This window comes from Streptomyces hebeiensis, from assembly GCF_052983195.1.
Genome location: NZ_CM129812.1, coordinates 71,546 through 89,082, shown reverse-complemented (window position 1 = coordinate 89,082; position 17,537 = coordinate 71,546). Strand labels below are relative to the sequence as shown.

Annotated in this window: 12 protein-coding genes; 6 read left to right on the top strand and 6 right to left on the bottom strand. The window is 72.2% G+C overall.

Features of this window, described 5'->3' with window-relative positions; translation table 11 throughout:
- Positions 1-321 precede the first annotated feature (321 nt).
- The 6 genes from ACU6P3_RS00370 to ACU6P3_RS00345 all read left to right on the top strand — a co-directional run bounded on the left by ACU6P3_RS00370 (position 322) and on the right by ACU6P3_RS00345 (position 8,142).
- The gene (locus ACU6P3_RS00370; RefSeq protein ID WP_447198159.1) at positions 322-1,305 is read left to right on the top strand and encodes an Lrp/AsnC family transcriptional regulator; all 984 of its coding nucleotides are present in this window, start codon (positions 322-324) and stop codon (positions 1,303-1,305) included.
- A 172-nt stretch (positions 1,306-1,477) separates the two neighbouring features.
- The gene (locus tag ACU6P3_RS00365; protein WP_447195368.1) at positions 1,478-2,425 is read left to right on the top strand and encodes a polysaccharide deacetylase family protein; all 948 of its coding nucleotides are present in this window, start codon (positions 1,478-1,480) and stop codon (positions 2,423-2,425) included.
- Positions 2,422-3,735 carry an MFS transporter gene (locus tag ACU6P3_RS00360; protein ID WP_447195367.1) on the top strand — a complete coding sequence of 438 codons (1,314 nt, stop codon included), beginning with the start codon at positions 2,422-2,424 and terminating at the stop codon, positions 3,733-3,735. The genes ACU6P3_RS00365 and ACU6P3_RS00360 overlap by 4 nt, the downstream gene beginning before the upstream one ends.
- On the top strand, positions 3,732-4,646 hold the full coding sequence (locus ACU6P3_RS00355) for an SDR family NAD(P)-dependent oxidoreductase (RefSeq protein WP_447195366.1): 915 nt from the start codon (positions 3,732-3,734) through the stop codon (positions 4,644-4,646). The genes ACU6P3_RS00360 and ACU6P3_RS00355 overlap by 4 nt, the downstream gene beginning before the upstream one ends.
- Positions 4,643-6,877 carry a 2-dehydropantoate 2-reductase gene (locus tag ACU6P3_RS00350; protein ID WP_447195365.1) on the top strand — a complete coding sequence of 745 codons (2,235 nt, stop codon included), beginning with the start codon at positions 4,643-4,645 and terminating at the stop codon, positions 6,875-6,877. Before ACU6P3_RS00355 ends, ACU6P3_RS00350 begins: the two co-directional genes overlap by 4 nt.
- A 239-nt stretch (positions 6,878-7,116) precedes the next feature.
- Complete coding sequence (locus ACU6P3_RS00345; protein ID WP_447195364.1) at positions 7,117-8,142, top strand: LacI family DNA-binding transcriptional regulator; 1,026 nt, start codon at positions 7,117-7,119, stop codon at positions 8,140-8,142.
- Between the two features lie 29 nt (positions 8,143-8,171).
- Here the strand turns inward: ACU6P3_RS00345 and ACU6P3_RS00340 are convergent, their stop codons facing one another.
- The 6 genes from ACU6P3_RS00340 to ACU6P3_RS00315 form a co-directional block, all read right to left on the bottom strand.
- Positions 8,172-8,879, bottom strand: coding sequence for a GH12 family glycosyl hydrolase domain-containing protein (locus ACU6P3_RS00340; RefSeq protein ID WP_447195363.1), 708 nt, complete (start codon positions 8,877-8,879; stop codon positions 8,172-8,174).
- Positions 8,880-9,025: 146 nt separating this feature from the next.
- A complete protein-coding gene (locus tag ACU6P3_RS00335; protein WP_447195362.1) occupies positions 9,026-11,029 on the bottom strand; it encodes a beta-galactosidase in 2,004 nt (667 codons plus the stop codon).
- Entirely contained in the window at positions 11,029-13,269 is a 2,241-nt protein-coding gene (locus ACU6P3_RS00330) for a WD40/YVTN/BNR-like repeat-containing protein (protein ID WP_447195361.1), read from the bottom strand. Before ACU6P3_RS00330 ends, ACU6P3_RS00335 begins: the two co-directional genes overlap by 1 nt.
- Before the next feature lie 57 nt (positions 13,270-13,326).
- Positions 13,327-14,199: a carbohydrate ABC transporter permease gene (locus ACU6P3_RS00325; protein ID WP_352088379.1), complete on the bottom strand. Its 873-nt coding sequence runs from the start codon at positions 14,197-14,199 to the stop codon at positions 13,327-13,329.
- A gap of 92 nt (positions 14,200-14,291) precedes the next feature.
- Entirely contained in the window at positions 14,292-15,431 is a 1,140-nt protein-coding gene (locus tag ACU6P3_RS00320; RefSeq protein WP_447195360.1) for an ABC transporter permease, read from the bottom strand.
- A gap of 22 nt (positions 15,432-15,453) precedes the next feature.
- The gene (locus ACU6P3_RS00315; RefSeq protein ID WP_447195359.1) at positions 15,454-17,133 is read right to left on the bottom strand and encodes an extracellular solute-binding protein; all 1,680 of its coding nucleotides are present in this window, start codon (positions 17,131-17,133) and stop codon (positions 15,454-15,456) included.
- Between the last annotated feature and the right edge of the window lie 404 nt (positions 17,134-17,537).

Genomic DNA, 17,537 nt, shown 5'->3' with positions numbered 1-17,537 from the left:
CGGGTGTCCGGGGATGTCGCGCTCCCGGCGTGCGGTGTGTCCCTCTTCGCGCACACGCGGCGTACGGCAGGCGCCGCACGTGGCGCACGGCGCCTGCCCGGGCCGGTGCGCGACGGAAAAATTCGGCGGGCGGGTGGTGTGATCCGGCGCGAACCGGCACCCCGCCCGTCCACCCCGTCGATCTGCGGATTTTCCTCGCCCGTAACACTCGCGCGGCCGGAGAGCGCGTCCCGGGCCCGGGCGGACGCAGGATTCCTTCGTTGACGGGTGCCGGAGTGGTGATTAGCGTCCCGCCCCATGACCACCCGCGCTCGCGCCGACATGATCGATGAGCTGGACCGCCGCGTCATCGCCGCGCTCCAGCTCAACGGCCGTGCCCCGTGGAGCGCGGTCGCCCGCTGGGCGGGCGCCAGCGAGACCACCGCGCAGCGCCGCTACCAGGCGCTGCGCGAGCGCCGGCTGCTGCATGTCGTCGCCGCGCTGGAGCTGGACCGCACCACGGCCGGCTCCTCCATGCTGGTACGCGTCCAGGCACTGCCGGGCAAGGGCCTGGAGCTGGCGGAAGTGCTCGCGGACTGCCGCGAGGTGCGGTTCCTGGCCGTGGTCACCGGCACCGCCGACCTGATCGTCGACTTCGTCGCCCAGGACAACGAGCACCTGATGCGGCTGCTGTTCACCGACCTGCCCGGCGCCCACCTCATCGCGGGCACCGAATGCGTGGCCGTCATCCGTACCTTCACCTCCGCGGCACTGTGGGACACCGGTCTGCTCCCGGCCGAGGCCGCCGCCAATCTGCGCCCCGCCGCGCTGGCCACACCGTGCGACCGGGAGGACTGGGACCAGGCGCCACAAGCGCTCTCCGACCTCGAACACGCCGTCGCCGACGCACTCGCCCCGGACGGCCGGCTCCCCGTGAGCACCCTCGCGCGCCGGCTGGGCCGCAGCGAGTCCAGCGTCGCGCGCGCCCTCGACCGGCTGGTCGGCCGGGGCGTCCTGCACTTCCGCACCCTCGTGGAGCCGGCGCTGCTGGGCTACGACGCCGAGTTCATGGTGTGGCTGTCCATCGAGCCGGACCGTCTCGACGCGGCGGGCAGGCAGCTCGCCCGCCATCCGGGCACCAAGTTCCTGGCGGCGGCCACTGGCCGGTTCAACCTGGTCGGCCACGTGGTTCTGCCCCGCCGCACCGATCTCTTCCGTTACACGGGCGAAGTCGTCGGTGCCCTGCCCGGGCTGAACGCCTCCGACGTCACCCTGCACCTGTCCACCGTCAAGTACGGCTGGACCCGGATGGACCAGTTCGGCTGACCGTCCGGCACTCGCCCCGCCCTTCTCACCCCTGCCCGCACCACCTCCTCGCCCGCCTGCCGCACGTCCTCCTCGGAGCACCGGGCGGCCGCCCACCCCGTACCCGACCGCCCGCGCCCGGCCCCGCCCATGCCGTGCGGCACGGCACACTCGAACCTCCCAGGGAGCACCCATGTCCCGAACCGGCGTGTCCCGCACCGACCCGAACCCGTCCGCCGAGAGCTGGCGCTGGCCCGAGAGCGAGTGGCGCCGCCACGTCGACGCGGTCCGCGCCGGGCGGCGGCTGCTGCCCGACCGGTGGCCCGGCGGGGCCCGGGTCGCGGTCGCGCTGTCCTTCGACCCCGACCACGAGACCATCCCCCTGCGCGACGGCGAGACCAGCCCGGGCCGGCTCGCGCAGGGCGAGTACGGAGCCAGGGCCGGCGCCCCCCGGATCCTGGAACTCCTCGCCCGGCACGGCGTGCCCGCGACGTTCTTCATGCCGGCCGTCTCCGCGCTCCTGCACCCCGAGGAGGCCCGCGCCTACACCCGCGACGGCCATGAACTCGCCGTCCACGGCTGGATCCACGAACGCAACACCCTGCTCGGCCGCCAGGACGAGAAGGAACTGGTGAGCCGCGCGCTGCGGACACTCACCGACCTCACGGGCCGACGACCGGTCGGCATCCGCACGCCCTCCTGGGACTTCTCCGACTCCACGCTGCACACCATCCTCGAACTCGGCTTCGCCTACGACTCCTCGCTCATGGCCGACGACGAGCCGTACGAGATCCTCGCCGAGGGGCGGCCCACCGGACTGGTCGAGATCCCCGTCGACTGGATCCGCGACGACGCGCCGTACTTCACCATGGACCGCTACGGCTCGGTCCGCCCGCACAGCCGCCCGCGCGACGTGCTGGAGATCTGGACCGACGAGTTCGACGCCGCCTACCGCGAGGGCGGGGTCTTCCAGCTCACCCTGCACCCGCATGTCATCGGGCACCGCTCGCGCATGGCCGTGCTGCGCGAACTGCTGGACCACATCGCCGCCCACCCGGGCGTCTGGTACGCCACCCACGCCGAACTGGCCGAGGCCGCCCGCACCGCGCTTCGCCCCGAATCCCCGGAGCACACGCCATGAGCACCGAGCCCGCCGAGGCCGCCGCCGCGGCCCCGGTCACGTCCCACCGGATGACCCCCGCCCAGCGCAAGGCCATCGTGGCCGGCACCATCGGCAACACCGTCGAATGGGTCGACTGGGCCCTGTACTCGATCTTCGTCAAGATCATCGCTGATGAGTTCTTCCCGGCCGGGGACGGGGCCGTCGCCCTGCTGTCCACCCTGGCCGTCTTCGCCGTCGGCTTCGTCATGCGGCCCGTCGGCGCCGCCGTGCTCGGTGTCTACGCCGACCGGCACGGCCGTAAGAAGGGCATGACACTGACCGTCGGCCTGATGGCGGGCGCGGCCTTCGTCATCGCGCTCACCCCCGGCTACGACAGCATCGGTGTGCTCTCCCCCCTCGTGCTGCTGGTGGCCCGGCTGGTCCAGGGCTTCTCCGCGGGCGGCGAGTTCGGCTCCTCCTCGGCCTTCCTGGTGGAGTCGGCCGCCCGCGGCCGGCGCGCCTTCGCCGGGTCCTGGCAACAGGTGTCGGTGGCGGGCGGCGTGCTGATCGCCTCGTTGCTGGGCACCGTCGCCACCTCCCTGCTCAGCGACGCCGCCCTGCACTCCTGGGGCTGGCGGGCCGCCTTCGTCCTCGGCGGGCTCCTCGGCCTGGTCGGCCTGTGGCTGCGGGTCTCGGTGGAGGACACCGCCTCCTTCACCGAGGCGCGGGGCACGGGCCGTACCCGGGCCAACCCGCTCAAGGCGATGTTCGTGGAGCACCCGGGCGCCGCGCTGCGCGTCGCGGGCATCACCATCGCGGGCACACTGACGTACTACATCTGGGTCAACTACCTGCCCACCTACGCCAACCTCACCACCGGTATCCCCCTGAAGACCGCGCTGCTCTCGCAGACGCTCTGCCTGATCGTCTTCGTCGTGTCGCTGCCGTTCGCCGGGCTGCTGTCCGACCGACTCGGCCGCAAACCGACGATGGCGGCGTTCGCCGGCGGATTCGTGGTGTTCTCCTGGCCGCTGCTGCGGCTGCTGGACAACAGCTTCCTGAGCGTGTTCCTCGTGCAGCTGGCCGGCATGCTGCTGGTGCTCGGCTACTCCGCCAACTGTGCGGTGATCATGGCCGAGCAGTTCCCGCCCGAGGTCCGCGCCACCGGGATCGCGCTGCCGTACGCGCTGGCCGTCGCCCTCTTCGGCGGCACCGCGCCGTACCTGACCACCTGGCTGCACGAGAACGGGCACAGCGACCTGCTGTGGGTGTACGTCAGTGCCGCGTCGCTGATCTCCTTCCTCGTGTACGTGACCATGCCCGAGACCAAGGACAAGGAGTTCCGGTGACGGAGAACGAGTTCCGCGGGCTCCGGGCGCCCGGCGGGACGACGCCACCGCTCCACGCCCTGATCACGGGAGCCGCCCGGGGCATCGGCCGGGCCGTCGCCGAGGAGTTCGCGGCCGACGGCTACGCGCTCACCCTCGCCGACCAGGACCGGGACGAACTGGAGCGGACCGCGGACCGGCTCGCGGCCACCACCCCGGCCGTGGCGGTCACCGTGGACCTGACGGACCCCGACGCCCCCGCCCGGCTGGTCGAACGCGCCTGGCAGGCGACCGGCGCCGTCGGTGCCGCCGGCGGTGTCCGGGGTGTTGACGTGTTGGTCAACGCGGCGGGCGTATATCCGTCGCTGGACATGGACGAGGTGCGGGCCGAGGCATGGGACCGCCTCTTCGCCGTCAACGTGCGCGCACCCGTGCTGGCCACCGCCGCTTTCGCCCGGCTGGCCGCCGAGCACGGCACGGGCGGGGCGGTCGTCAACATCTCCTCCGGCTCCGCACTGCGAGCCCGGCCCGGCGGCGGCCCCTACGCCTCCTCCAAGGCCGCGCTCGAGATGGCCACCCGCGCCGCCGCGCTGGAACTGGGCGCCCGGGGCATCCGGGTCAACGCGGTCAGCCCCGGCTTCGTCCCGGTCGCCAGCGACCGCAACCCGGTCTCCGCGCGGTACGCCGCGGCGATCGGGGCCAACCCCCTCGGCCGGCCCGGCACCCCGCGGGACATCGCCCGCGCCGTCCGCTGGATCGCGGGCCCCGACGCCTCCTGGATCACCGGCGAGATCCTGCGAGTGGACGGGGGATCGAGCACCGGGGCGCTCCACCTGCCCCGGATCTGGCCGCCGGACGACCACGACGAGACGGGCGGCACCACCGCCACCGCCCACCCACCGGCCGAGGCCGGGGAAGGACACCACGGATGAGTTCCGCTACGCGCCAGAGCACCCGCGACGCCTACACGGTGGTGGGGGCGGGAGCCATCGGCGGCACCCTCGCCCACAGCCTGGCCAGGGCCGGACACCCGGTCCGCGTCATCGACACCGACACCGCGCACGTGGCCGCCGTCCAGGCGCACGGGCTGACGCTCGACCGGGGCGGGGAACGCAGCAGCGTCGCCGTCGAGGCGGCCACCCCGGACGCGTTGGACGGCCCCCTCCACCGGGTGCTGCTCGCGGTCAAGGCCCAGGCCACGGACGCCGCGCTGGACTGGATCGAGCCCCGGCTCGCCCCGGACGGCTGGGTCGTCTCCGTGCAGAACGGATTCAACGAGGACCTGATAGCCCGGCGGATCGGCGCGGAGCGCACCGTCGCGGCCTTCGTCAACATCTTCGCCGATGTGATCGAACCCGGGGTGATCCGCGACGGCGGGGCCGGCGCGCTGGTCATCGGCGAACCCGGCGGCGCCCCGGTCTCCGCCCGGGTACGCGGCCTCGTCGCCGACCTCACCAGCTGGGGCCCGGCCGAGAGCAGCGACAATGTCGAGGGCTATCTCTGGGCCAAGGCGGGCTTCGGCGCCATGCTGGCCGCGACGGCGCTGGCCGACGCGCCGATGGCCGAACTGATCGACCGCCACGCACCCGCCATGGACGCGCTCGCCGCCGAGGTCTTCCAGGTTGCCGACGCGCTCGGCGTCACCTTGGAGGCGTTCGACGCCTTCGAGCCCGAGGCGTTCCGGCGCGGCGCCGACCCGGCCCTGCGGCGCGCGGCCACCGGCCGGCTGACCGCGTGGCTGCGCACCCAGCCCAAGGACCGCAGCGGCATCTGGCGCGACCTCGCCGTACGCCGTCGGCCGGTCGAGGTGACCACGCACTACGCGGACGTCTTCGAGCAGGCCGAGCGGCACGGCATGGCGACACCGGTGCTGCGCGCCGTCATCGCGGGCCTGCGCGAACTGGAACGGGACCCCGGCCTGATGGCCGAGTCACGGCTGGACGCCCTGGACCGGCTGGCCACCACGGCCACGCCCGTCGCCGCGTCCGAACCCGCGCTCGCGGCCCCCGACGCGAGCGCGGCCCAGAAGATCCGGGCCCACCTCGCCGCCCACCAGGACGAGATGGTCGCCGATCTCGCCGCGTACACCTCCCGGGAGAGCGCGAGCGACGACCCGCAGGCGCTGGCGGAGTGCCTGGCCTGGCTGCGCGACTGGCTCGACACGGCCCTCGGCACCGAATACACCGAAGAGGTGCGCCGGAGCCCGGGCGCGGCCGACGTCGTGATCCGCCGCTACCCCGGTACGGGCGAGCGGCCGGTGCTGCTGCTCGCCCACTACGACACGGTGTGGCCCACCGGCACCCTGGCGACCTGGCCCTTCCACCGCGAGGGCGACCGGATCACCGGCCCCGGCGTGTTCGACATGAAGGCGGGGCTGGTGCAGGCGGTGTGGGCGCTGCGCGCCCTGGAGGCGGCCGGGCTGCCCCGCCCGGCGTGCACGCTGCTGCTCAACGGCGACGAGGAGACCGGCAGCCTCCACTCCAGTGAAACCATCGTCGCGGAAGCGCGCGAGAGCCGTGCCGCGCTGGTCTTCGAGGCCGCCGCCGACGGGGCCCTCAAGACGGCGCGCAAGGGCGTCGGGCTGTTCACCCTCACCGTCACCGGGCGGGAGGCGCACGCCGGCCTCGACCCCACGGCCGGCGCCAGCGCGGTGGAGGAACTCGCCCACCAGATTCTGCGGCTGGGCGCGCTGCGCGACAGCGCGGCGGGCACCTCCCTGAACGTCGGTGTGATCGAGGGCGGCACCCGCTCCAATGTCACGGCGGGCCGAGCGGTCGCCCACCTGGACGTGCGCGTCGCCACCGCCGCCGAGCAGGAGCGGATCGGCGCGGCGCTGGCCGCCCTGCGGCCGGTCGACCCCCGTACGTCCCTCGAGGTCACCGGCGGCTGGAACCGGCCCGTGTTCGAACGGACAGAAGGCGTCGCGCGATTGGCCGACCTGGCGCGCGACTGCGCCGCCCTGCTGGGCGAGGACCTCCGCGAGGCGGCGGTGGGCGGCGCGAGCGACGGCAACTTCGTCGTCGCCGCGGGGATTCCGGTCCTGGACGGTCTCGGCGCCCTGGGCGCCGGCGCCCACGCCCGCTCCGAACACACCACGGCCACCGGCCTGGTCGACCGCGCCGCGCTCGCGGCCGTGATCCTCACGGCACTGGCCGGTTCCTGACGGTGCCGCCCGGGCCGGCCCGCCCTCCCGCACGAGCCGGCCCGGCACACCGAGCGCGTACCGTTGCCCCCGGACACCGCACCGTCGGGCAACGTCCGTTTCCGGGCTGCGGATATGACCGGTTTTCAGGACGTAGTCGAAGCGCTTCGACGCTCTTATGGACAGGTCATAGGGGTGCGACCTATTGTCGTAGACAATCGCGTCGAAGCGCTTCACCTCGGTCTGCCTTGGAGAGCTGAATGGTCACCCTCGCCGATGTCGCTCAGCATGCCGGAGTCTCCGCCAGCACCGTGAGCTATGTCCTCAGCGGCAAGCGGTCCATCTCCGCCTCCACCCGCGCCCGGGTCGAGCGCAGCATCGAGCAGCTCGGCTACCACCCCAACGCCGGTGCCCGCGCGCTGGCCAGCAACCGGTCGAACATCATCGCCCTCATGGTGCCGCTGCGCACCGACATGTACGTGCCGGTGATGATGGAGATCGCCATCGCCGTCGCCACCACCGCCCGCGCCTACGGCTACGACGTCCTGCTGCTCACCGGCGAGGAGGGCGCGGACGCCGTCCGGCGCATCGAGGGCAGCGCCTTGGCGGACGCGATGATCCTGATGGACGTGGAGCTGCACGACGACCGGCTGCCGCCGCTGCGTGCCGCGCGGCGGCCGGGGGTGCTGATCGGCCTGCCCGCCGACACCGACGGCCTCAGCTGCGTCGACCTCGACTTCGCCGCGGCGGGCGCCCTGTGCGCCGAGCACCTGGCCGGGCTCGGACACCGGGAGATCGCCGTGATCGGTGAGGCCCCGGGCGTCTACGAACGGCTCACCGGCTTCGCCGAACGCACCCTGAGCGGACTGCGGGAACGCTGTGGCGAACTCGGTCTGCGGCTGCTCCACCGCCCGTGCGAGGGCGGTTACGCCTCGGTCTCCGCCACCGTGGGACGGATCTTCGACGAACGGCCCGGCACCACCGCCTTCGTCGTCCAGAACGAGGCCGCCACCGACCCGCTGCTGGCCTTGCTGCGCCAGCAGCGCCGGGCGGTGCCCGAAGACGTCTCGGTCGTCGCCATCTGCCCGGACCAGGTGGCCGTACAGGCGTCGGTGCCCCTGACCTCGGTCGCCCTGCCGGCCCAGGAGATGGGCCGGCGCGCGGTCGAGCAGGTCGTCGCGAAACTCGCCGGACGGGGCGGAGACGAGGTCGTCCTGCTGAAGCCGGAGCTGACCGTACGGGAGAGCGCGGGCCCCCGGGCCGTGGCCGGAGACCCGCTCCCGTGACAGTCGGTCCATGAGGCCCTGACGGACTGTCAGCTACCCGACACCGAGAAGCTGTTGGTGTGGAAGTCCAGGCCGCCGGCCGACGAGGTGATCTCGTAGCCGAACTGGACGTCACCGATGGTCACGTTTCCCCACCAGCCCTTGGCGTCCTTGATCCACTTCAGGATGGGCAGGATGTCGACCGTGCCGGCGGTGGAGTCCGAGGTGCGCAGGAACGAGAACACCTCGTTGTTGCCGTTGTTCCCCTTGTACACGTTCCAGGTGTGACCGCCGAGGGTCGCCGTCCCCTGAGAGCCGCCCAGCGGGCCGACGGCTCCGTTGTAGTTCACCCAGAGCATGACCTCGTACGTGTAGTCCTTGTCCCAGATGTCGTACGACGAGTTGTACGCGCCCGCCGCCGGTACCGTGACGTTGTACCCGCTCCTGAGCGAGGAGAGGGAGTTGATCGCCTTCCCGATCACCTTCTTCGCGTTGGGGTAGGACTTGATGCCGCCGGTGTTCGGGTGGTTGGCCCACACGCCCCAGTCCGAGGAGGAGTTGGCCCAGATCGTCTGGGCACCCGCGCCGGAGCCCCAGATGTTGTTGTACAGGATGTAGCCGTCGGAGGTGGTGTAGTTGCCCCACTGCTCCGAGGAGGACCAGACGGCCGCCTGGGCGGGGGCCGCGGCGAACCCGACCAGTGCGGCGAACGCGGCGGCGGGGGCGAGCAGGCTCGTGTTCAGGATGCGATGCGCCATGGTGTCCTTCCATGGGTGGGGGTGGTGCCACGGCCTCGGGAGAGACCGGGCCCGCCGGCCGGGGTCACACGGACCGTGGGGGAGCCGGCGGAGATCGGGGGCGGGCCGGGCGGCGGCCCCGTGCCGGTGGCTCACGAGCGGGCGGCTCACCCGCCGCCCGCGCGGGGCGCCGCCGGATCGGACGGCAGTTCGCGCAGCACCGCCACGCCGTACCGCTCCAGCTCCACCGCCCCGTCCACCGTCCGGCCGCCCAGCAACTCCCGGTGGCGGCCCGCCACCGGGGCGGTGACCGCCGTCGGGGCGTGGTTGAGCAGGAACAGCAGCTCCCCGCGGCGTACCGCCTCCACGCCCGCCGGCAGCCCGGCCAGCACCGGCCGCACCCCGGCGCCGTCCGCCGCCTCGGCCAGCAGCGCCCGCAGCGCGGCCGGCTCGGGCAGGGTCGAGACGTACCACGCGCGCCCGTTCCGTACGACCGCGGGCAGTCCGGCGAGTTCGCCGTCGCGGTAGCGGGCGACGGGCTCGCCGGTCGAGAGCTCCAGCTCCTCGGACCACAGGCCGGCCAGGAAGCCGTCGCACCGTACCTGCTCCCCGGCGGCCAGCGGCCACCATTCGTGGACGGTTCCGATGCCGAACAACTCCCGCAGGCGCCCGTCCATGCCGCCCGGCCGCACCCGGTCGTCCTCGTCCGCCACCCCGGTCAGGAAACCGCAGACGAGGGTGGACCCTTCGCGTACGCACCGCACCAGGTTCTCGATCGCCCGGTCACCCAGGAGATACAGGTGCGGTACGAGGATCAGCCGGTAACCGCTCAGGTCGTGATCGGGCCGGGCGAAGTCGACGGGGATGTTCGACTCCCACAGCGCGCGGTGCCAGGCGCGTACGAGCTCGGTGTACTCCACCAGTTCCGACGGCCTGCCGTCCTGCTGGTCCGCCCACCAGGAGTCCCAGTCGTGCAGGACGACGACCTCGGCCGTGAGCGCGGTCCCCGCCACATGGGGTCCCAGCGCGGCCAGCTCGGCGCCGATCCGCTTGACCTCCTGGAAGGCGCGCCCCCGCTCGCCCGCGTGGGAGAGCATCCCCGAGTGGAACTTCTCCGCGCCCTGCCGGGACTGGCGCCACTGGAAGTAGCAGATCACGTCCGCCCCGTGGGCCACGGACTGCAGCGACAGCAGCCGGTTCAGACCGCGGGGCCTGGGGTGGTTGACGCCCCGCCAGTTCACCGCGCCCGCGGCCTGTTCCATCAGGGCCCACGGCCCGCGCGCCTGGGAGCGGGTCATGTCCCCGAGCATCGCGTTGTACTGCCCGCGGTACGGGTCCTTCGGGTCCGGGTAGACGTCGACCGAGACGACGTCCTCCCGCTCGGCCCACTTCCAGGCGTCCTGCCCGGACCACAGCGGCATGAAGTTCGTCGTGACCGGGACCCGGGGGCTGTGCCGGGCGACGATGTCGCGTTCGGCCTCGTAACACTCCAGCAGGGCGTCGGAGGTGAATCGCTTGAAGTCCAGCACCTGCCCCGGGTTCTTCATGTACTGGGCCCGGCGCGGGGGGATGATCTCCTCCCAGGAGTCGTAGCGCTGGCTCCAGAACGAGGTGCCCCAGGACTCGTTGAGCGCGTCGAGTGTGCCGTGCCGCGCGCGCAGCCAGCGCCGGAAGTGCCGGGCCGTCTCGTCGCACCAGCAGTGCGTGCAGTACTCGTTGTTGATGTGCCACATGGTCAGGGACGGATGGCCGGCGTAGCGTCCGGCGAGGTCTTCGGTGACGGCGGCGGCGTACCGGCGGTAGACCGGGGAGCTGGGGCAGAAGTGCTGCCGCGAGCCCCACCACACCGTCCTGCCGTCCTCGTCGCGTGGCAGCGTCTCGGGATGGAGGGACCCCATCCAGGGCGGCGGGGACGCGGTCGGCGTGGCCAGCACGACCCCGATGCCGGATCCGTGCATCAGGTCCATCAGCCGGTCCAGCCAGCCGAAGTCCCGCACCCCGGGACGGGGCTCGATCCGGGCCCAGGAGAAGACCCCGACGGTGACGGAGGTGACACCGGCCTCCTTCATCAGCCGCGCGTCCTCCGGCCAGATCTCCTCCGGCCACTGCTCGGGGTTGTAGTCACCGCCGAACAGCACGCGGCCACGGGTGGCGTCGGAGAGGGAGGGCATCAGGCGGGGTCTCCGTACTGGATGCCACGGCCGTTCGTGCCGAGGTACACCCGGCCGTGGACGCGGGGATCGCCGGTGATGGTCTCGCCGGTCCACCCCCACTGGTGGGTGTCGTCGTTGACGCGGATCCAGCTGGTGCCCGTGTCGTCGGAGCGGTACACACCGACGAAGTGCTCCGTCGCGCCGGTCTGGAAGATCGCGGGGTAGGCGGCGCCCGGCGCGGCCTTGCCGAAGCCCAGCGCGTAACTGCCCCAGCAACTGGTCACCTTGGTGAAGGACGCACCGCCGTCGGTGGACCGGTACAGGCCGTTCCACTTCGCTGACAGCCACAGGTCGCCCGACCGGCCGGGGGCCGCGGCGATACGGAACTGGACGTCCCCCGACGGCAGTCCGCCCGCGCCGCGCGTGAACGTGGCACCCGAGTCCGTGGAACGGTACACCGCGCCCGCGTCCGTGTCGTACACGTAGAAACGGGTGCGGTCCACCGGGTCCGCGACCGGCACCGCGCCCCTGGGGAACGTGGTCACCTCGGCCCAGGACGCCCCGTTGTCGGTGGAGCGGAAGCCGGGGTGTTTCGTGCCGTCCCAGTGGACGAACGACCAGAGCAGGGTGGTGCCGTCGGCGCTCACCGCGATCGGTCCGGGGGCCGTGGACGCGATGGCGGGCTGCGCGGCGAAGGGCCGCCAGCTCCTGCCGCCGTCCGTGGAGTACGCCCCGTTGCCCTGGTCCCCCCAGCCGGCCCGGACGACGTACGCGGGTTTCAGCGGCGCCAGCGCCAGACCCGTGGCCGTGCCGAAGACCGGATTCGTGGCCATGCCGCGCGAGGGCGAGGCCGTCAGTGTGTCGTGGTACATCACACCGACGTCACCGAGCCCGCTCAGCAGCGTCGCGCCCCCGGCGGGCGGTGCGACGAGCTGGCGTACGGCCGATTCCTCCAGGCCCCTGACCCACGGCGCCCAGCGCACCAGGTCGCGCGTCGCGTAGAGCGTGGCGCCCGTGCCGTACACGAGGTGCCGCGAATCGAACGGGTCGATCGCGACCGCCTGGATCCACCAGCCGAACTTCGGCGCGGAGCCGCCCCAGGTGAGGTAGGGCGTCTCGCGGACGTCGAGGACCGCGGTCTCCTTCAGGGACATCCAGGTCCGGCCGCCGTCGGTGGAGCGGTACAGCGTGTCGACCGGGCCCCAGCGGTTGTTGGTGGAGACCACGACCGTGCCGGGCACCCGGGCGTCGACCGCCACGCCGCCGTACCCGAAGGCGTCGCCGCCCGACGGCTTGAGGGGGGTCACCTCGGTCCACGCCCCGGTGACGGTGTCCAGCCGGAACACGGCCCCGTCGGTCTGGTTGTTGGGGCCGGGAGTGTTGGCGTAGGTGACGTACAGACCGCGCGCGCCCGCGTCGTACGCCGCCCGGACCGGCACCCGGGTGGCCGCGGTGACCGGCCGGCCCGGCACGGCCTGCCAGGTCACCCCGTCGCTCGTGCGGTACAGGGCGCCGCCACCGTCGCCCCACCCCGCGTACACGGTCCGCTCGGCGGCCACCAGGAAGGTGATGCCCTGGCCGCTCCCGCTCGGCGCGGCGGGGAAGGACGCGGCGGCCCAGGTGGCGCCCCGGTCGGCGGAGCGGAGCAGCCCGTCGTGCCGGGTCCCCAGGTACAGCACGTCGCTGTCGCGGGGGTCCACGAGCAGGCGTTCCCCCGTGCCCCGCCCGTCCTCGTTGCCGCCGAGCTTCACCGTCAGGTCCGTCCGGCTGAACGTGGCGCCCCGGTCCGTGGAGCGCAGCACCGCGCCGTTGCCCGCCCAGGACTGGGTGTACGCGCCGAGCGCGAGGTACACCCGGTCCGGGTTCGCCGGGTCCACGGCGAGGGCCTCGACCCCGAGCAGGTGGTAGTCGTCCCAGCCGATGTGATCGGTCAGCGGCGTCCACCGCTGGGCCGCCTCGTCCCAGCGGTAGGCGCCGCCGATGTCGGTACGGGCGTAGGCGAGACCCTTGACCTTCGGATGGAAGAGCACTCCGGTGACGAAGCCGGTGCCGCCGATGGCGGCGGTGCGCCAGGTGTACGCCTGTGCCGCGGCCCCGCGCCCGGGGGCGGGCCGGGCCCCGGCCGGGACACCGGCGCCGGCGGGCGAGCCGGTCGCGGCGACGGCGGCGGCCGGGCCGGTCAGGGCGAGGGCGGCCGCCGCCCCCGAGGCCGTGGCGAGCAGCGTACGTCTGCTGGGGTTCCGGTCGTCGTCTGCCATGACGTCACCTTCCGTCGGTGGGGGTGCGAGCGGGTGGCACGCGCGGCCGGGGCCGGATCAGCCCTTGACCGCGCCGGTGAGCATGCCTTTCCTGAAGTGCTTCTGGACGAACGGCGAGGCGACGGCGACGGGCAGCAGCGCCATCACCATCACCGCCATCTGCACCGCGAGCGGGGAGAGCGCCCCGGTCTTGATCTGCTGGCCGAGGCCGGTCGGCGGCTCCTGCTTCTGCACCAGCTGGATCATGACGTTCTGCAGCGGCATCATGCTCTGGTCGGTCAGGTAGATCGACGCGTTGAACCAGGCGCTCCAGTAACCGACCGCGTAGAACAGCGCGATGACCGCGATCACCGCCCGGGACAGCGGCATGACGATCCGCCACAGGATGCGCAGGTCGCCCGCGCCGTCGATCCGCGCGCTGTCGAGGAGTTCGGGCGAGATGTTCATGAAGAAGGAGCGCAGGACCAGGATGTTGAAGACACTCACCGCGCTCGGCAGGATGAGCGCCAGGTAGGTGTCGGTCAGCCCCAGCGCCTGCACCAGCAGATAGGTGGGGATCAGGCCGGCCCCGAAGAACATCGTGGCCAGCAGCGTCATCAGGATCCAGCGGTGACCGACCGAGCCCGGCCGGGACAGCCCGTACGCGCAGCCGATGGACACCACCATGCTGAACACCGTGCCCACCAGCGTCACCCCCAGGCTCACCAGGGCGGCGCGCTGCACCTGGCCACCGCTGAGCAGTTCCCGGTACGCCACGAGGGTGAGATCCTTCGGGACGATCACCAGCCCGCCGGCCGCCTCGATGGTCTCCCGCGAGGACACGGAAGTGACGACGACGATCCACAGCGGGAAGAGGATCGCCAGACAGGCGGCGGCCAGCACGATGCCCTTGCCCGCCAGGCCGGGACGGGTGGGCGCCTCCTCCCACACTGGGCGGGGCGGGGCCGACCAGCGCGAGCGCTTCGCCGCCGCCCGTCGAGTCCCGCTCCGCGCCGTGTCCTTCGTGGCCGTGCCGGTGGCACTCACTTCTTGTACACCCCCTGCTCGCCCATGAGATGGGCGACCTTGTTGGCCGTGAGCACCAGTGCCAGCCCGAAGACGCCCTTGATCAGTCCGGCGGCGGCCGCATAGCTGAAGTCCTGGTTCCGGATGCCGTTCCACCACACGAACGTGTCCAGCACTTCCGCGGCCCCCGGCCCCACCGCGTCGCGCTGGAGCAGGATCTGCTCGAAACCGACGGTGAGCGCGTCGCCCACCCGCAGCACCAGCAGCAGGGCGATCACCGGGCGCAGCGCGGGCAGTGTGACATGCCACATCCGGCGCCAGCGGCCCGCGCCGTCCATGGCGGCGGCCTCGTACAGCTGGTGGTCGACGGAGGCGAGCGCGGCGAGGAAGACGATGATGCCCCAGCCCGCGTCCTTCCAGACGCCCTCCGCCGTCACCAGGAACTTGAAGATCCCCGGATCGGTCATCAGGTCGAAGCCCTCGACGCCGTGCCGGCGCAGTTCCTGCGCGATGATGCCCGCCCCGCCGAAGATCTGCTGGAAGACCGTGACGACCAGCACCCAGGAGAAGAAGTGCGGCAGATACATCACGGCCTGGGCCACCGCCCGCACCCGGGGCCGGATCACACTGTTGATCAGCAGGGCCAGCAGGATCGGGACGGGGAAGTACAGCGCCAGTTGCAGGACGAACAGGACCAGGGTGTTCCGTACGGCGTCCCAGAACGCGGAGTCCGCGAAGATCCGCTCGAACTGCTCGAACCCGGTCCACGGGCTCTGCAGCATCGCCACGAAGCCGTTCTCGCTGAGATACGGGTCGTAGTCCTGGAAGGCCACCACGTTGCCCAGGATCGGCACGTAGTTGAAGACCAGGACCAGCGCGAGCGCTGGCAGGGTCAGCAGGAGAAGCGTCCGGTCCCGGCGCAGCCGTTCGCGCGGGCCCGGTCCCCGCCGTGCTCCGCCACCGTCCGCCCGGGGTGTCGCCTTCCGCCGGCCACGGCGCCCGTCGCCGCGGACGGTCTTCGGCGGGAGTGCCCCGCCCGGTCCCCGCTCGACGCCCGTACCGCCCCCGACGGCCGAACCGCTTCCGCCACTCGAACCGGCCTCGCCGCTCTCCCGCGCGGGGCGTGCCTCCGGTACCGGTACCCCACTGTGCGACACGTCGACTCCTCGCCTCGCCCGGTCAGTTCGCGGCCGGGCCGGAGTCGTCGAGGATCTTCTTGTACCAGTCGCGCAGCCCGTCGCCGCCCTTGCTCTTCCAGTCCGCCACCGCCTGCCGCATGTCGCCGATCCTCTTCCGGCCGCGGACGATGTCGTCCTCCAACTGTTCGAAGTCGTTGGCGAGGTTGGTCCAGCGCGTGGGCTCGGTGATGGTCAGCCCGTAGAAAGGGGTCTTGACGGTGAAGGCGCCCATCCGCTGCTGCCACTCCACCTGCGACCTGGTGATGTCCGGCAGGTCGGGGTGGGCGATGTACGCGGCCGGGTCGCCGGTGTAGTCGAACGCCCCGATGATCTCCGAGTTGCCGCGGTCGTTCTTGACCGGCAGGCCGCCCTTCCAGGTGTAGTGGGTGCCCGTGACGCCGTAGTCGGTGAGCATGCGCTCCTTCGTGCCGTACGGCGCGGCGGTGAAGTTGGAGACGGCCAGGACGTCCCGGACGAGCTTCTCCGGCGCGTCCTTCCTGACGAAGGCCCAGATGTTCGCCGGCTGGACGGCGTGCAGCACCGGGTCGCCGCCCGCGTGTCCCGGAATGTCCATGGCCCCCATGCGGAAGCCTTTCCTGCCGCCCTGCTCGGCGGTCTTGGCATACCAGCTGGAGAGGTCCTGGTTGTAGACGAGGACCTGGCCGGCGGTGAAGCGGATGCCGGCGTCCGTGGCCGTACCGGCGCGCGCGTCGGGGTGGACCGCGCCGGAGGCGAACAGCTTGCGGGTCCACTCCAGGGCCTCGAGGTATTCCTGCGTCTCGATACGGTGCACCAGCTTGCCGTCCACCAGGTCCCAGGCCAGCGCCTTGTCGTCGCCCGGCAGTACCCCGAACATGTTGAAGGCGGTCCACTTCAGGTCGTCACAGGCCCATACTTTCGCCCTGGCGCTGGTGGCCTCCTTGGCCAGGGCGAGGAACTCGTCCGCCGACGTGGGGACTTCGTACCCCTTCGCGTCGAAGATGTCCGCGCGGTAGAAGGGCGCGATGTTGACGACGTACGACGCGGGCATCGGGATGCCGCGCAGCGCGCCTCCGAAGATCGACCGCTGCCACGCGTCGGTGGGCACCGCGGCCAGATTGGGAAAGTCCTTCACCTTGTCGCCGGAGAGGTACGGCCCGAGGTCGGCGAACTTGGCGTTGATGGCCCCCGGGATCTTGCCGCCCAGATTCCAGCCGGGTACGACCACCACATCGGGGATCTCGCTCGAGGCGAGCACGGCACCCAGCTTCTCGTCATAGGTGTTCCCGTCCTGGTTCTGCCAGACGGTTCGCACACCGATCGCCTCGTTCACGGCCCGGTAGTACGGGTTGGCGCCGTCGGGAGGCGTGCCCCAGAACGGCGACATGATCCTGATCGTGCTGCCCCTGCCCAGCTTCTCGGGCACCGACGCCTTGAGCCGCGCCTCGGGAATCGCCTTGAGGAACCCGGCGGACGAGCCGTTCTTCGCGGGGATGTCGGGGGAGACGACGGTCTGTGCCACGAAGGCCGGGAGGATCTTCCGCGCGTCCTTCCCGGAGGTGGTGCCCTCCTCCCCGCCGCTCCGCCCACCGCCGCCGCAGGCGGCCAGCAGCGGAGCACCGCCCGCCACCGCGACGGCGGCGACCGCCGTGGAAGCCAGAAAACTTCTCCGGCTCGGGGCGGAACAGGCGTTCTGCGTCATTGCGTCAACCCTTCGTGGGCGCCAGGACACCTGGCGGGGGGCCGTCGACCGGAGGCGGTGTCAGGAGGTGAGGGCAGGAGGCGGGGCGAGCGGTGTGACGGGCGGTGACCGACGGCCGTCCTGTCCCGTCCGGACCGGGCGTCAGCGGCCACAGAGCCGCGATCGGCCCATGCTGCGTCGAAGCGCTTCGATGTTGCTGCGAGGTTAAGTGAACGTCTCCAGAGGCACAAGGGCCGGTTCCAAGATTCCTCAACCGCGAGCCCGAACCCCCAACTGCGGTAAATACACGCCGCGTTACAGGTGCGGCTACGGCACGCCGTTGACGGCGGCGCGTCTTGACACCTGTCGATACGACCCAGAGCATCGAAGCGCTTCGATACTGATCCACCCGCTCCGTCCCGTAT

Bases quoted from the DNA above. Each gene is read 5' to 3' on its own strand.
- ACU6P3_RS00370 (WP_447198159.1), top strand. From the start codon at position 322: ATGATCGATGAGCTGGACCGCCGCGTCATCGCCGCGCTCCAGCTCAAC.
- ACU6P3_RS00365 (WP_447195368.1), top strand. From the start codon at position 1,478: ATGTCCCGAACCGGCGTGTCCCGCACCGACCCGAACCCGTCCGCCGAG.
- ACU6P3_RS00360 (WP_447195367.1), top strand. From the start codon at position 2,422: ATGAGCACCGAGCCCGCCGAGGCCGCCGCCGCGGCCCCGGTCACGTCC.
- ACU6P3_RS00350 (WP_447195365.1), top strand. From the start codon at position 4,643: ATGAGTTCCGCTACGCGCCAGAGCACCCGCGACGCCTACACGGTGGTG.
- ACU6P3_RS00345 (WP_447195364.1), top strand. From the start codon at position 7,117: ATGGTCACCCTCGCCGATGTCGCTCAGCATGCCGGAGTCTCCGCCAGC.
- ACU6P3_RS00340 (WP_447195363.1), bottom strand. From the start codon at position 8,879: ATGGCGCATCGCATCCTGAACACGAGCCTGCTCGCCCCCGCCGCCGCG.
- ACU6P3_RS00335 (WP_447195362.1), bottom strand. From the start codon at position 11,029: ATGCCCTCCCTCTCCGACGCCACCCGTGGCCGCGTGCTGTTCGGCGGT.
- ACU6P3_RS00330 (WP_447195361.1), bottom strand. From the start codon at position 13,269: ATGGCAGACGACGACCGGAACCCCAGCAGACGTACGCTGCTCGCCACG.
- ACU6P3_RS00315 (WP_447195359.1), bottom strand. From the start codon at position 17,133: ATGACGCAGAACGCCTGTTCCGCCCCGAGCCGGAGAAGTTTTCTGGCT.